The sequence below is a fragment of the Meiothermus taiwanensis WR-220 genome, assembly GCF_003568585.1.
GTDB classification, from domain to species: Bacteria; Deinococcota; Deinococci; order Deinococcales; family Thermaceae; genus Meiothermus; species Meiothermus taiwanensis.
The window spans coordinates 2,281,455-2,294,686 of record NZ_CP021130.1; the positions used below are offsets into that span (position 1 = coordinate 2,281,455).

The following is a 13,232-nucleotide window of genomic DNA, read 5'->3' on the forward strand; positions in this document are numbered from 1 at the left end:
TCTACAGCATCATGCAAGTGGCCCTTTTCGTCACCTGTCTGACCGACCAGTTTTTCGCCGAGGCGGGGGTGGCGGCGGTGCGGCTTTTGCGCCACCTGGGCTGCACGGTTCACTTTCCCCAGGGCCAGACCTGCTGCGGACAACCGGCCTACAACGCGGGCTACTGGGCCGAGGCCCGGCAGGTGGCCGACCATACCCTGGGGGTGCTCGAGGACGCCCCGTACGTGGTGCTGCCTTCGGGCTCCTGCACCACCATGCTGCGGGCTTTCTACCCCGAGCTGTATCGCGACCGCCCCAAGATGTTCGCCCGGGCCCTGGCTTTGAGCCAGAAAACCTACGAGCTTTCCGAGTTTATCGTCAAGGTGCTGGGGAAAACTCACCTGGGCTCGGGCCTGACGGGCAAACGCATCGCCTACCACCACGGCTGCCACGCCCTGCGCGAGCTGGGCCTCAAGCAGGAACCCCTGACGCTTTTGCGCAACGCCGGGGCCGAGGTTGTGGACTGGGCCGCCGCCGAGGAGTGCTGCGGTTTTGGTGGGCTCTTCTCGGTCAAGCTGCCCGAGGTGGCCCTGGGCATGGCCGACCGCAAGCTCTCCACCCTGCCCAACGGACAGGTGGATCTGCTCACCAGCGGGGACGCCGGCTGTATGCTGCACCTGATGGGGCGCATGCAGAACCAGAACCTTAACCTGCCCGTGCGCCCGCTGGCCTCGGTGCTGTGGGAGGCGGTGGGATGAAGCCAGCAGCCAACCGGTACCCCCAGGAAGCGGCTCGAGTTTTGCGCGAAGAGCCCCAGGTGCGCGAGTCGGTGACGGGGGCCACGCTCAACTTCGACAGCAAGCGGCGGCAGGCCTACGCCGAGGTGGACGCCGAAGCCTGGCGGCACTGGGCCGAAGGGGTCAAGAACCATCTTCTGATGCACCTGGATCAGTACCTGGCCCAAGCGGAAACCAGCCTGCAGCGCAATGGAGTGCAGGTGCACTGGGCCGAGGACGCCGACGACGCCCGGCGCATCGTGGCCGGGATCGCCCGCAAGGGCGGGGTGCGCAAGGTGGTCAAGGCCAAGAGCATGATCTCGGAGGAGCTGGGCCTCAACCCCATGCTGGAAGGGATGGGCCTCGAGGTGCTCGAGACCGACCTCGGCGAGTACATCATCCAGCTCCTGAACCAGCCCCCCTCGCACATCGTGGGGCCGGCCATCCACCTGAACCTCGCCCAGATTCGCCAGCTCTTCCACCAGCGCTTCCAGACCCCCCCCGAGGCCAGCCCCGAGGAGCTGGCCGCCGTGGCTCGTAAGGTCTTGCGGGAGGGTTTTCTAACCGCCGATATGGGCCTCTCGGGGGCCAACTTTGTGGTGGCCGAGACCGGTACCCTGGCCCTGATCGAAAACGAGGGCAACATAAGGCTTTCTACCTCGGCCCCGCGCATCCACGTGGCTTTGGTGGGCCTCGAGAAGCTATTGCCCCGCTTTTCCGACCTTGCGATTTTCTTGCAGCTCACCGCCCGCGCCGCCACCGGGCAGCGCCTGGGAACCTTCGTCTCGCTCATCCAGGGGCCGCGCCGGCCCGGCGAGCCCGACGGCCCCGAGGAGGTGCACGTGGTCTTTGTGGACAACGGGCGCAGCAGCCTGCTGGCCGACCTCGAGGCCTGGGAAACCCTGCGCTGCGTGCGCTGCGCCGCCTGCCTGAATGCCTGCCCGGTTTACCGCCAGACCGGCGGGCACGCCTACGGCTACGTCTACAGCGGCCCTATCGGGGCCATTTTGTCGCCGGGGCTGTTGGGGCTGGAAGAGACCAAACCCCTCCCCTATGCCTCCTCGCTGTGCGGGGCCTGCTTTCAGGCCTGCCCGGTGCGCATCCCCATCCCCAAGCTGCTGCTCACCTGGCGCCACCGCGCAGTAGCGGAGGGCCTGATGCCACGGCTCGAGGCCGCCGCCATCAAAGGCTATGCCCTGGCCATGACCCAGCCCTGGCTGTACCGCCTGGCCAGCAAGGCCCTGCGCCTGCTGCCCGAAAAAGCCCTGGACAATAGGGTTGTGCCGGTGGTCAGGGCCTGGGTGGAGGGCCGGGCCGGGCTCAAACCCAGCCCCAAAAGCTTTCAGCAGATGTGGGAGGCCGGAGAGGTCTAGCCCTAGCGCCGGTAAAGCTGGCGCAGGCTGGGCAGCAGGGAAATCCCCTCCGGGCCTGGCAGTTTCAGGTTTTGCGTCCCCTGCACCACCGAAAGTGGCACTCTGACGTTGCTGGCGGTAGGGCGTACCAGGAGCAGATCGCCATCGGCATTGGTATAGCCTCCAAGGTAATCCCCCGGCGTGATATCTTGGTCGCCATCCAGATCCTTCCAGGCAATCACAACATAATCGCCGCCCGCCAGGTTTTCGATCCGATAGGGTGCGGTCTGGCCTGTCTGAGCAATGGTCACAAACGCCGATTTGTTGGGGTCAATGTCGTTGCCTGCAACGTACAGGGCAAAAACCACCGTACCCTGCACGCTGGGCGGGGGCGCAGGCGTGCCCACCGTCAGGGCCAGCCCCACCGAGCGGTTGATGCTGCCGCTACTGCCGTTGATGGTGAGGTTGTAGGTTCCAGGGGTCGGACTACCGCTCACCTGCAGACGCAGGGTGCTGGTGCCGCCGGTAACGCTGCTGGGGTTGAACTGCCCGTTTATCCCGACCGGCAGGCCGCTCAAGCTCAGGTTGACGGCATTGCTAAAACCCGCAATGCGTGCGATGCTGACGTTTATATCCACGCTGCTACCTGGGGTGGGGCTGAGGGTGGCCGAGGTGGGATTGAGCAGGAGGGTGTAGCTCGGCGTTGCGCTGCCCGCCGCGCTGACGGCTGCTTGCGCATTGACCAGGCCCGCGCCACAGTCACTGCTGGAGAGGGTTGGGAAGTCGGCCGGGATCGCATCCGATGGGCGGCCCGTGCAACTGGCCCCACTCAGCGGCACCGCCGTGCGCTTGAGGATGTCCAGCGCCTCCGAATAGGTCAGCTCGGAGCGGCGCGCTTTCATCAGGGCCACCAGGCCCGCCACATGCGGAGCGGCCATAGAGGTGCCCTGATAGAACTGATAGATGAATTGATTGGCTCCTGTTGCATTATCGTCCTTGAGCGGACTCAGCACCCCGTCTGCGTAGCCATCTGCGTTACGGTCAATGGTTATATCCCCACCCGGCGCCATCACGTCGATGCGAGGGCCATAGTTGGAGTAGTAGGCGCGAAAACCCCGGGTCTCGGTCGCCCCCACGGTAATGACCCCGCTACAACTGGCCGGGGTGAAATCGGAGGCATTTTCGGCACTGTTGCCAGCCGCCACCACAATGATGGGGCGCTGGGGCTGGTTTGAGGCCTGGTTGATGGTATCCTGCCAGGCCGGCGCACAAGTACCCCGGCCCCCCAGGCTCATATTGACCACCGCCGCCGGGTTGGCATTGTTGGGCACGCCCGAAACCGGAAGCCCCACTGCCCAGCGAAGGGCCGCAATAATGTCGGCGTCGCTGCCCCCGCCCACGCCCAGGGCCCGGATGTGCAGCAGGCGGGCCCCCCAGCTGACCCCAGCCACACCCCGGTTGTTGTTGGTGGCCGCCGCGACCGTTCCGGCCACGTGGGTGCCGTGATAACCGGTCAGGGCCTCGGGGGGCACGCCGGGCGCCACGTTGCCCGTATCTTCGGGATCGTTGTCCCGCCCGTTCCCATCGTTGGCAATCTGCGGGTTGGAGATAAAGTCATATCCCAGGATGGGTTGGGGAATATCGGGGTGGGCGCCCACGATACCCGAATCTATAACCGCCACCGTCACCACCCGGCTGGTTCCATCCTCGATATCCCAGGCGGCCGGCAGGTTGATGGCCGGATAATGCCACTGAAAGTTATAGAACGTATCGTTGGGGGTCTTAAAAGCCTGGCGGATGTAGTTGGGCTGGGCGTAGAGCACATCGGCCCGGCGGGACAGGGCCTGGACGACCTCGAGGGTCTGAGGCTTGCCGGCAACGCCCCGGAAGAGTGCCATGCCCTGGGTGTCCAGGTCTTCTACCCGCTGTAGCTCCACCCCGGCTACCTGGAGGCTCCCCACCGTTTGCAGGCTCACCCCCGGCCGAAACTTGACAATCACCTCTCCGGGCACAAAATCGGTTTCACTGGTCTGGGCAAAGGGCTTTTGCGAGACCTGGATGGCCCCGGCACCACCCGAAAAAAAGCCCACCTGACCCGAGATGCTGCCAGGGCCCCCATCCCCACAAGCAGCCAACATAACAACCAGCAGCATCCACACACGCAACATCTTCATCGGCCCGCCTCCTGAGCTCTAACCACAGTTACATTGCACAACAGCTTTATTGCACACCTGCCGTTATTTCACCGTTACATTGAGCCCCTCATGTGATTGAGACAATTGAGACAAAGGTAAGGTATGAGACACTAAAACCCATGGTACGTGCCAAGATTTGTGGGATTACCCGGCTAGAAGATGCCCTGCTGGCCGAGCAGCTCGGGGCCTGGGCCCTGGGCTTTATTCTGGCCCCCGGAACCCCGCGCTACCTCGAGCCCACGCAAATTCGACCCATCAGCAGCGCCCTGGGGCCTTTTGTCGTTCGGGTCGGGGTTTTTGTGGACACCCCGCCCGAAAAGGTCTTAGAGCAGATGGAGGCCGCCCGGCTCCAGGTGGCCCAGCTCCACGGCCACGAACCCCCCGAATGGGCCGAGCACATCCGCCGCTTCTACCCGGTTATCAAGGCCTTCAAGCTGAAAGGCCCGGCCCAGCCCGACTGGCTAGGCTACCCCGCCGACGCCCTCATGGTGGATGGGGTGAATCCCGGAAGCGGGCAGGGCTACCCGCTGGACTGGATCGCGCCCCTGCGGCAACACCCCCGACTGATTATCGCCGGGGGCCTAAAGCCCGAGAATCTGCCGGCAGCCCTGGAGCTAGCGCCCTATGCCGTGGACGTGAGCAGCGGGGTGGAGGCCGCCCCCAGGCTCAAAGACCCCCACAAGCTCCGGGCTTTTTTGGCTCAGGTCGCATCTTTCAACGGAATCAGCCGAAACCAGTACACATAGCGGCGCTCGGCTTCTTCCAGCCGATACTCCACGCTTTCTACAAGAAACCAACCGCAGTCGCGCCAGCAGTTGGTTCGCTCACGCCGGTACACCCGCAGGGGTGTCTGGGCAGCCATAGCCAGAAGCAGAATCCGGTTCCCCCCCGTTGGCTGCTGGTTTCCCGCAAGCCCCTCACCCGGATACAGGATGGAGCCATCGGGCAGGAAGCGGTTTTTGTAGCCGGACTCGCCCCGATCCACCAAGAGGCTGTGTGGGCCTATCCCCCGCAGGGTTTTGTGTTTGGCGAGTACTTCTTTCCAGGTCATCATGCTTGACACCCAACAGGCCAACCGCTATTATCCTATGTGCCTGTTCGGACGACTCCGACGCAGTGCTACAACCTGCTCCGGTGGTGTAGTTGGTTAACATACCCGCCTGTCACGTGGGAGATCGCGGGTTCAAGTCCCGTCCGGAGCGCCAAATTTACGCCGAGCGCAAGCAAAAACTGTGCTCGGCGTAAACCACGCCAAGGTAGCTCAGTCGGTAGAGCATGCGACTGAAAATCGCAGTGTCGGCGGTTCGATTCCGCCCCTTGGCACCAGCCCAGGACGCAAATAGCCCGAGGTGTGCACCCTCGGGTTTTGCTTTTGACCCCATAGCGCTCAGGAGCCGCATCCAGCCCTCGCCCCCTTGGTTTAGGTTGTTGCAATCATTTGCACATCGAACAAGCGCTTCCTCTAGCTAAGATAGACAAGTTGAGGTGGTTCATGGCCCTGACTTCCCCTGCGCGCATTTCGAAACGTTCTCTACGGAAGAAGTTGCTCGAGCTATTCAGTGCCGCACTCAAGCCCCTGTACTGGTGGTACGAAAAGCGCATCGAGGCCGAAGTGCGGAGGGGGCATATACCCAGGCACCTGGGCTTGATCTTGGACGGCAACCGCCGCTTCGCCAGGGAGCTGGGCCTGGAGGATCATCAGGGCCACGAGTTTGGGGTGCAGAAGGCCTACGAAGTCTTGGAGTGGTGCCTCGAGCTCAAGATTCCCACCGTGACCATCTGGGTTTTTTCCACCGACAATTTCAACCGCAGCCAGACCGAGGTCGAAACCCTCATGCAGCTCTTCGTGCAGGAGGCCAAGCGCATGGCCCACGACCCCCGCATCCACGCCAACGAGGTGCGGGTGCGGGTAATCGGGCGGCACGACCGCTTCCCCCCCAAGGTGTTGGAGGCCCTGGAAGAACTGGAGAAGGCCACCGAGCACCACAACGGCATGCTCCTGAACATCGCCATGGGCTACGGCGGACGGGAAGAGATTGTAGATGCCGTCAAGAGCCTGCTATTGGAAGCAGCCCAGACCGGCAAGTCGCCGGAAGAGCTGGCCGCCGAGCTGGACATGAAGCACATCTCCGAGCGGCTTTACACCGCCGGCGTGCCCGACCCCGACTTCATCATCCGCACCTCGGGCGAGATACGGCTATCGGGCTTTTTGCTGTGGCAAGCGGCCTACAGCGAGTACTATTTCTTCGATGCCTTCTGGCCCGCCTTCCGCAAGGTGGACTTTCTGCGGGCGGTGCGCGACTATCAGAAGCGGGAACGCAGGTTTGGTAGGTAATACCAGATTCGGTTAGTTCGTCACCGAATGGTGGCGAACTAACCCGACCGAAGGGAGTGCTCTAGGATTCAAAAAGATAGCCTCTGGAGGTCTTTGCTTTGGAAGATTATCTTTTTGAATCCGGTATAACCTAGGTCAAAACACCAGCAAAACAAGCAAGGCCAGCACGCCCCCCGGTATCAGGCCAAGGGCCACGTATGCCCCCAGCCCCTTAGCCCCAAACGCCAGGGCGGCTTTGAACACGGTGTTACTAAGCGCAGCAACCAGAATAGCAACGGAAGCCACCGATACCATGAGCTGCTGGTTGGCGGCCAGCCGGGCCAGGGAGAGCGTGATAGCGTCTACATCAGCCACCCCTGAAAAAGCGCTCACCACAAACACCCCGGCACTGCCAAAAACCTCGAGGCCCGCCCTCGCCAGCAGTTTGACCAGGGCATACACACCGGCAAAGATCAGCGCGCTTTGGAGCTGCAAGGGATTCTGTACCGGTACACTTTCGGAGATACCGGAATCATGCCGGGCCAGCCAGGCCGTGACCAGCACCCCCCACAGCAGCCACACGAGCACCGGGAACCAAAGCAGCTGTAAAAGGGCCGGGGCTGTGGCGCTCCAGACCAGCAAGCGTCCCAACATCATCTGGGAAGCCAGCACCACCCCACCAGCCCAGAGCAGGTTTTTACTGGGGTTGGCCCGGCTTTGGGTCACCATCGAGAGGGTGACGGCGGTGGACGAAACCAGCCCCCCCAAAATGGCCGCTACCCACAAGCCTTTGGAGCCCGACAACCGCAAGGCCAGATAGCCCACAAAGTTGACCCCAGCCACCAGCAAAACCACCTGCCAGATTTCGCGGGGGTTCCAGACCCCATAGGGGCCATAGTTGACATCGGGCAGCAAGGGATAGACCACCCCCAGCAGCAGGGCCAGCAACACCACCGCTTCCACCTCGCTCCGCTCTATTCCACCCGCGAAGGCGTGCAGCTCGTCGTGGAAGGCCAGAAAGCCCAACAGCAAAGCCCCGGCAAACAGCGCGGGCAGCACGATCCCCAGGCCGCACAGCACACCCAGCACATACACCACCAGGGCGGCCACCTGGCTGGTAGCATCGCGGCTATTTTTCAGTGTGTATACCGCCAGGCCAGCCACCCCCAGCAGCCCTGCCGCCGAAAGCCATGGGGCTGGCCCCAGGGCCCCCACCCCACCCAGCAGCCCCAGCAGGGTGAAGGTACGCACCCCTCCAATGGTCGAACCCTGCCGTTCGACTTTGGCGCGCTCACGCTCGAGGCCCACCGCAAAGCCGATCAGGGTGGCGGCCAGCAAATGCCATAAAGACTCCTGCATCTCTTTACGCTACTACTTTTGCCCAGCGCAATCCTTCAGCAAGGTAGATCAGGGGTAGGGTTATCTCAGTGGTGTAGCCTCGAGGCCAGATTCAGCACCACCACCCCTGCGATGATAAGAAGGATGCCCAGGGCAATAGCGCCGTTCATAGGCTCCTTAAGCACCCACCAGCCCAGCAGCGCAATCAGAGCAGTGTCCAGCCCCGACCAGATGGCGTAGGCGATATTGAGCGGAATGGTTTTGAGGGAGAGGCTCAGAAAATAAAAGGCCAGGCCATAGCCCAGCACCACCACCAGCGAAGGCAGCAGTTTGCTAAACCCCTGGGAGGCCTTGAGTGCGGTGGAACCAATCACCTCAGAGACAATCGCAACCATGAGTAAAAGCCATCCGTTCATTCTTCCAGACTACACCGCGCCGCCGTGTACAATACCTGGTAATGATTCGCATCTTGCTTGCCGATGATCACGCCCTTTTTCGCCAGGGGCTCAAAAGCCTGCTGGAAGCTGAGCCCGACTTTAAGGTCATGGGCGAGGCTAAGGACGGGCGCGAGGCCCTACGCCACGCCCTCGAGGCCCACCCCGACATCATCCTGATGGACATCCAGATGCCCAACCTCGATGGCGTGCAGGCCACCCAGGAAATCCTCAAGGAATGGCCCCAGGCCAAGGTGATTATGCTCACCATGTACCGCCAGGACGGCTACGTCTTCGAGGCGGTAAAGGCCGGGGCACGGGGCTACATGCTCAAGGACGCCGACGCCAAGGAACTGCTGGAAGCCATCCGGCGGGTGTATCAGGGCGAGGTCTTGCTGGATGCCGAGATGGCCGAGCAGATCATCCAAGACTTCAAGGCCAAGCAAGAAACCACCCCCAAGGCCCACGCCGAGCTTTCCGAGCGCGAGGTGCAGATTTTGCGCCTGGTGGCCCAGGGCTACACCAACCTCGAGATCGCCGCCGAGCTATCGCTCTCGGAAAAAACCGTGCGCAACCGCCTGTCGGACATCTTTCAGAAACTTCACCTCAACAACCGCACCCAGGCCGCCCTCTACGCCCTGCGCGAGGGGTTGGCAGAAAAAAGCGACGAGTAGGCCCAGGGCCGGTATGATCTGGTTTGCATGAGTGATTTTGCCACCGAAACCACCCGCGATCCCGTCCTGCTGCTGGCAGAAATCGCCGAAATTAGCGGCGATGCTGCCCGGGCAGCCTGGGTTGCTCAGCAGCTGCAAGCCCAGGGGCTGCCTCCCCAGACCGACGAACTGGGCAATGTCTGGGCCGGCCAGGGCCCCATCTTGCTCATAGCCCACATCGACACCGTACTGCCCCCCGCCCCCTTGCGGCGGGAACAGCACCGCTGGTACGGCCCGGCCGTGGGCGATAACTCGTCGGGGGTAGCGGTCTTGCTGGCCCTGGCCGCTGAGCTGGTGGCCTTGGGCTGTACGGTGGCCTTTAGCGTGGGCGAGGAAGGCTTGGGTAACCTGCGGGGGGCCCGGCGCCTGGTTAGGCATCTACAGCCGCAGCAGGTGGTGGCGGTGGATGGGTATTTACCCGGTATCGTAAGCCGCTCGGCGGGCTCCCACCGGCTGCGGGCCCGCTTTATTGGCCCCGGCGGCCACGCCTGGGGCGACCGGGGGGCTCCATCCCCGGTGCCGGCCCTGGGGCAGGCCCTGGCTCAGATGTACGCCCTCGAGCGCACCAACCACACCAGCCTGAATGTGGGGCGGCTGTGGGGGGGTGAGGCCATCAACGCCATTCCCCAGGAAGTGGGCTTTGAGCTTGACCTGCGGGCCCTGGACGCAACAGAACTGGCTCAGATGGTGGCCCAGGTGCGCGAAATTCTGATGGAAGCGGCCCGTAAGTTCAATCTACGGATGGAGATTGAGGTACTCGGCGAGCGGCCAGCAGGCATGACCGCCACCCGCCCCATGCTGGAGGCCGCCCGTCAGGCCCTGATGGAGATCGGCCTCGAGGCCCAGTTCACCGCCGGCTCTACCGATGCCTCGGCTGGGGTGGAGGTAGGCCTCCCGGCCATCACCCTGAGCGTCTACCAGGGGGGCGGGGCCCACACCCCCGAAGAATGGGTGGAGCCCGACTCCCTGCGCTTGGGAGCACGCGCGCTGCGCAGCTTTGTGCGGCAGCTCCTCCAGATATAACGGCCTCGTAACGTTGATCCTGCTACCCTCCAGCCTGAGGGGTTATGTCCAACAACCGATCTTTCCTGCTGCAGCTCTGGCAAGACCAGGGAGGTGTCTGGGTGGTGCTCAAGGACGAGGTCTGCGGGCTGCTTTACCAGTTTGAGAGCCTCGAGGCACTGATCCATTTCCTGGCGCAAACCACGGGGTTTTCGCCACAGGCCCATGCCATTAAGGAAGCCGCGCGGGGCGCACCCGGAGAAAACAACCCGCAATAGCCAAGAGTGCGATAGGATAGTCGGGTGCGTGTGGGTGTTTTGAATAGCTGGCTGTCCAGTCGCTACCTGCCCTTCTGGGGATCTTACTTGCAAGCATTGGAGGTTGAGGTTGTCCAGCCTGAGGAGGCCTCGGTCAATTTACCGGTTCCCGCACCCATCCGTCGGGTGCTGGGTCAGGTTTTCAACCTCAAGACTCAAGGGGTCGACTATCTGTTGCTACCGGACGTGCAGCTTGGCGTTGAAGCCCACAAGGGCAGCCCTTCACCCTGGCTGGTCGATTTGCAGGCCACCCTGGAAAGGCTGGTACCGGGACTGCCCCCCGCCCTGGTGGTTCCTGCCGAGCGTTCGCCGGAGGTGGCGGGTCTGGCCGCCACAATTGGGCAGCTCCTGACCCAGAACCCCATGCTGGCCCGGCGGGCCCTGGAACGTACCAAACACCAGCTAGGCTTCACCTTTACCCCTCCCAAACAGTCCGGAGCCCACCTGATTGGACTGGTAGCCCAGCCCATGCTGCTGGACGACCCCGAGTGGCTGGACGCCCTGCGGGCTGCGCTGGCTGAGCAGGGGCTGAGCCTCTTCCTGGCCGACAAAGCCCCCGCGGAGCTGCGCCAGGAGGGGGCCCACCTCGAGCTGGGCCTCGAGCTGCCCACCGACCTCGAGGCCGCCGGTATGCACCGCTACCTCTCGAGGCTGGGCAAGATCAAGGGACTGCTCTACGTGCACGACCCTGAGTACCTGCCCCTGCCCAGCCCCCTGCGCAAACTGCTGAAGAAATCCGAACCCCCCAAGCCCTGGCGGGTGGTGGGCCTCGAGGCCCCCTGGCCCCAGGTGGCCGCCGAACTGGCCCAGCGCCTTCGGCTCTGATGCTTGGTCGAATAAACTACAGTCAGGTTATTGGGGAGGAATAAAGTGGTAAAGATGCCCTCATCCGATCATTCTAAGACATCCCCCAGAACTGACCGGTCAGTTTTCGGCCCGCTCTTCGCCCTGATGCCCTACCTGCGCCGCTACGGCCCCCAGTACCTGTGGGGCATGCTGGCCGGCATTGCCTCGGTGGGGGTGGCCTCGCTCTCGCCCTACTTCTTGCGCCACGCCATCGATGCCATCCGGGCCGGGGAGGCCTATCTGGTCTGGGTCTGGGCCATTCTGGGCGCGGCGGTGGCCTCGGCCTTCTTCTCCTGGGCCAACCGGCAGCTCTTGGTGGTGGCCAGCCGCTACATCGAGCACGACCTGCGCATGGATCTGTTCAAAAAGGCCCTCTCGCTGGACCACTATTTTTACAGCAAAAACCGCATCGGCGACCTGATGAACAAGTTCACCACCGACTTAGGCGCGGTGCGCGAGATGCTGGGCGGCGGTATCAACATGGGCAGCCGCCTGCTGATGTTTGTGGTCTTCGCCATTGTGGCCATGTACCTGGTGAGCGTGCCGCTGGCCCTGGCCCTCTCCCTGGTCTTCCCCATCATTTTTTTCGTGATGTACTACGTGCTGCGCCTGATTGACCGGCGCTACCGCGAAAGCCAGGAGTCCTTCGACCGGATCTCCACCCGCGCCCAGGAGAACTTCTCCGGCATCCGGGTGGTGAAGGGGTTTGCCCTGGAAGACCGCGAGCTTGCAGCCTTCCAGGCCCTCAACAAGGACTACATCGCCAAAAGCCTGGCCCTGACCCGCGTGGACGGGCCGGTGCGGGCCCTGATGGGCCTGATGATGGGCTTTGCCGCGCTCATCGTGCTGTGGATGGGTGGCGGCATGGTTATCCGGGGTGAGATGACCGCCGGGCAGTTCGTGCAGTTCAACGCCTACCTGATGATGCTGGGCTGGCCCATTATCGGCCTGGGTTATACCCTCACCATCTTCCAGCGGGGCTCGACGAGCTACAAGCGTCTGGAGGAGTTCTGGCATGAACCGGCCCGGATTGCTTCTACCCCCCCCTCCCCCGAGCCCGCTCCCCCATCAAAAGAGAACGGGGTGGCCGTCGGTTCGGAGCTGGCGGGAGAGATCAAGTTCGAGGGGGTCAGCCTCGAGCTGGGGGGGCGCAAGGTGCTGGACGGCATCACCCTGACCATCCCCGAGGGCACCACCCTGGGCATCACCGGGCGCACCGGCAGCGGCAAGAGCCTGCTGGTAAGCCTGGTTCCGCGCATCCTGGATCCCACCTCGGGCCGCGTCTTGGTGGGGGGCTACGACGTAAAGGAGCTGCCGCTCACCACCCTGCGGGCTTCAATCGGGATGGTGCCGCAGGAGCCTTTCCTCTTTTCCGACACCCTGGCCGAGAACATCTGCTTCGGGCTGCCAGCGGTGGACCTCGAGCGGGCCGTCTGGGCCGCCCAGCTGGCCGGGGTACACGACGACATCATGGCTTTTCCCAAGGGCTACCAGACCTCGCTGGGCGAGCGCGGCGTCACCCTTTCGGGCGGGCAGCGCCAGCGGGTGGCCCTGGCCCGGGCCCTGGCCCGCAGGCCGAAAATTCTAATCCTCGACGACGCCATGAGCGCGGTGGACACCGAGACCGAGTCGCGCATCCTCTCCGGGCTCAAAAGCGTGCTGGGCCAGCAAACCACCCTCCTGATCGGCCACCGCACCTCCACCTTGCAGTACGCCGACTGGATTGTGGTGCTGGATCACGGCAGAATCGTGGAGGAAGGCACCCACGAGATGCTGCTGGCCGCAGGCGGCATCTACGCCGAACTCGACCGCATCCAGCGCCTGCAAGCGGAGGTGGACTAGGAAAGCTTCAGCCCCCTATCTTAGCGGAGCAAACAGCGCACTCGCACTTCCCGTAGGGGCCCCAGGATGAGGGCAAATTAGCGGTAGAGCACTTGGTAAAGCGGCGATTGACCATCTGTTATCA

13 protein-coding genes and 2 tRNA genes are annotated in these 13,232 nt (G+C 63.3%); 11 read left to right on the plus strand and 4 right to left on the minus strand.

Annotated features, from left to right (window positions below; all coding sequences use genetic code 11):
• The first annotated feature begins 11 nt into the window (after window positions 1-11).
• Both MTAI_RS11225 and MTAI_RS11230 read left to right on the plus strand, forming a co-directional pair.
• Window positions 12-737 carry a (Fe-S)-binding protein gene (locus MTAI_RS11225; protein ID WP_027886414.1) on the plus strand — a complete coding sequence of 242 codons (726 nt, stop codon included), beginning with the start codon at window positions 12-14 and terminating at the stop codon, window positions 735-737.
• The gene (locus tag MTAI_RS11230; RefSeq protein WP_027886415.1) at window positions 734-2,128 is read left to right on the plus strand and encodes a LutB/LldF family L-lactate oxidation iron-sulfur protein; all 1,395 of its coding nucleotides are present in this window, start codon (window positions 734-736) and stop codon (window positions 2,126-2,128) included. Before MTAI_RS11225 ends, MTAI_RS11230 begins: the two co-directional genes overlap by 4 nt.
• Window positions 2,129-2,130: 2 nt before the next feature.
• On the opposite strand, the gene MTAI_RS11235 is transcribed toward MTAI_RS11230, so the two are convergent.
• Window positions 2,131-4,281 carry a S8 family peptidase gene (locus tag MTAI_RS11235; protein ID WP_027886416.1) on the minus strand — a complete coding sequence of 717 codons (2,151 nt, stop codon included), beginning with the start codon at window positions 4,279-4,281 and terminating at the stop codon, window positions 2,131-2,133.
• Between the two features lie 140 nt (window positions 4,282-4,421).
• On the opposite strand from MTAI_RS11235, the gene MTAI_RS11240 reads away from it, so the two are divergent.
• Window positions 4,422-5,048, plus strand: coding sequence for a phosphoribosylanthranilate isomerase (locus MTAI_RS11240; RefSeq protein ID WP_027886417.1), 627 nt, complete (start codon window positions 4,422-4,424; stop codon window positions 5,046-5,048).
• Here MTAI_RS11240 and MTAI_RS11245 read toward each other — a convergent pair.
• On the minus strand, window positions 5,003-5,356 hold the full coding sequence (locus MTAI_RS11245; RefSeq protein ID WP_027886418.1) for an SRA domain-containing endonuclease: 354 nt from the start codon (window positions 5,354-5,356) through the stop codon (window positions 5,003-5,005). The two genes, MTAI_RS11240 and MTAI_RS11245, sit on opposite strands and share 46 nt — an antisense overlap.
• Before the next feature lie 74 nt (window positions 5,357-5,430).
• Here MTAI_RS11245 and MTAI_RS11250 point away from each other — a divergent pair.
• The 3 genes from MTAI_RS11250 (at window position 5,431) to MTAI_RS11260 (ending at window position 6,637) form a co-directional block, all read left to right on the plus strand.
• Window positions 5,431-5,507 (plus strand) — tRNA-Asp (locus tag MTAI_RS11250).
• Between the two features lie 45 nt (window positions 5,508-5,552).
• Window positions 5,553-5,628, plus strand: a tRNA-Phe gene (locus MTAI_RS11255).
• A gap of 166 nt (window positions 5,629-5,794) precedes the next feature.
• Window positions 5,795-6,637, plus strand: coding sequence for an isoprenyl transferase (locus tag MTAI_RS11260; RefSeq protein ID WP_081698336.1), 843 nt, complete (start codon window positions 5,795-5,797; stop codon window positions 6,635-6,637).
• 135 nt (window positions 6,638-6,772) lie between these two features.
• Here MTAI_RS11260 and MTAI_RS11265 read toward each other — a convergent pair whose 3' ends face one another.
• Window positions 6,773-7,975 carry an MgtC/SapB family protein gene (locus tag MTAI_RS11265; RefSeq protein ID WP_027886420.1) on the minus strand — a complete coding sequence of 401 codons (1,203 nt, stop codon included), beginning with the start codon at window positions 7,973-7,975 and terminating at the stop codon, window positions 6,773-6,775.
• Window positions 7,976-8,040: 65 nt separating this feature from the next.
• A complete protein-coding gene (locus tag MTAI_RS11270; protein ID WP_187388552.1) occupies window positions 8,041-8,370 on the minus strand; it encodes a DMT family transporter in 330 nt (109 codons plus the stop codon).
• Window positions 8,371-8,411: 41 nt separating this feature from the next.
• Between MTAI_RS11270 and MTAI_RS11275 the strand changes: the two genes are divergently transcribed.
• From MTAI_RS11275 to MTAI_RS11295, 5 genes are all read left to right on the plus strand, one after another.
• Window positions 8,412-9,062 carry a response regulator gene (locus MTAI_RS11275; RefSeq protein WP_024049954.1) on the plus strand — a complete coding sequence of 217 codons (651 nt, stop codon included), beginning with the start codon at window positions 8,412-8,414 and terminating at the stop codon, window positions 9,060-9,062.
• A gap of 27 nt (window positions 9,063-9,089) precedes the next feature.
• Entirely contained in the window at window positions 9,090-10,124 is a 1,035-nt protein-coding gene (locus MTAI_RS11280) for a M20/M25/M40 family metallo-hydrolase (protein ID WP_027886422.1), read from the plus strand.
• A gap of 44 nt (window positions 10,125-10,168) precedes the next feature.
• The gene (locus MTAI_RS11285; protein ID WP_027886423.1) at window positions 10,169-10,381 is read left to right on the plus strand and encodes a hypothetical protein; all 213 of its coding nucleotides are present in this window, start codon (window positions 10,169-10,171) and stop codon (window positions 10,379-10,381) included.
• A 24-nt stretch (window positions 10,382-10,405) separates the two neighbouring features.
• The gene (locus MTAI_RS11290) at window positions 10,406-11,245 is read left to right on the plus strand and encodes a hypothetical protein (protein WP_027886424.1); all 840 of its coding nucleotides are present in this window, start codon (window positions 10,406-10,408) and stop codon (window positions 11,243-11,245) included.
• Window positions 11,246-11,371: 126 nt separating this feature from the next.
• Window positions 11,372-13,108: an ABC transporter ATP-binding protein gene (locus MTAI_RS11295; RefSeq protein WP_027886425.1), complete on the plus strand. Its 1,737-nt coding sequence runs from the start codon at window positions 11,372-11,374 to the stop codon at window positions 13,106-13,108.
• Window positions 13,109-13,232 lie beyond the last annotated feature (124 nt).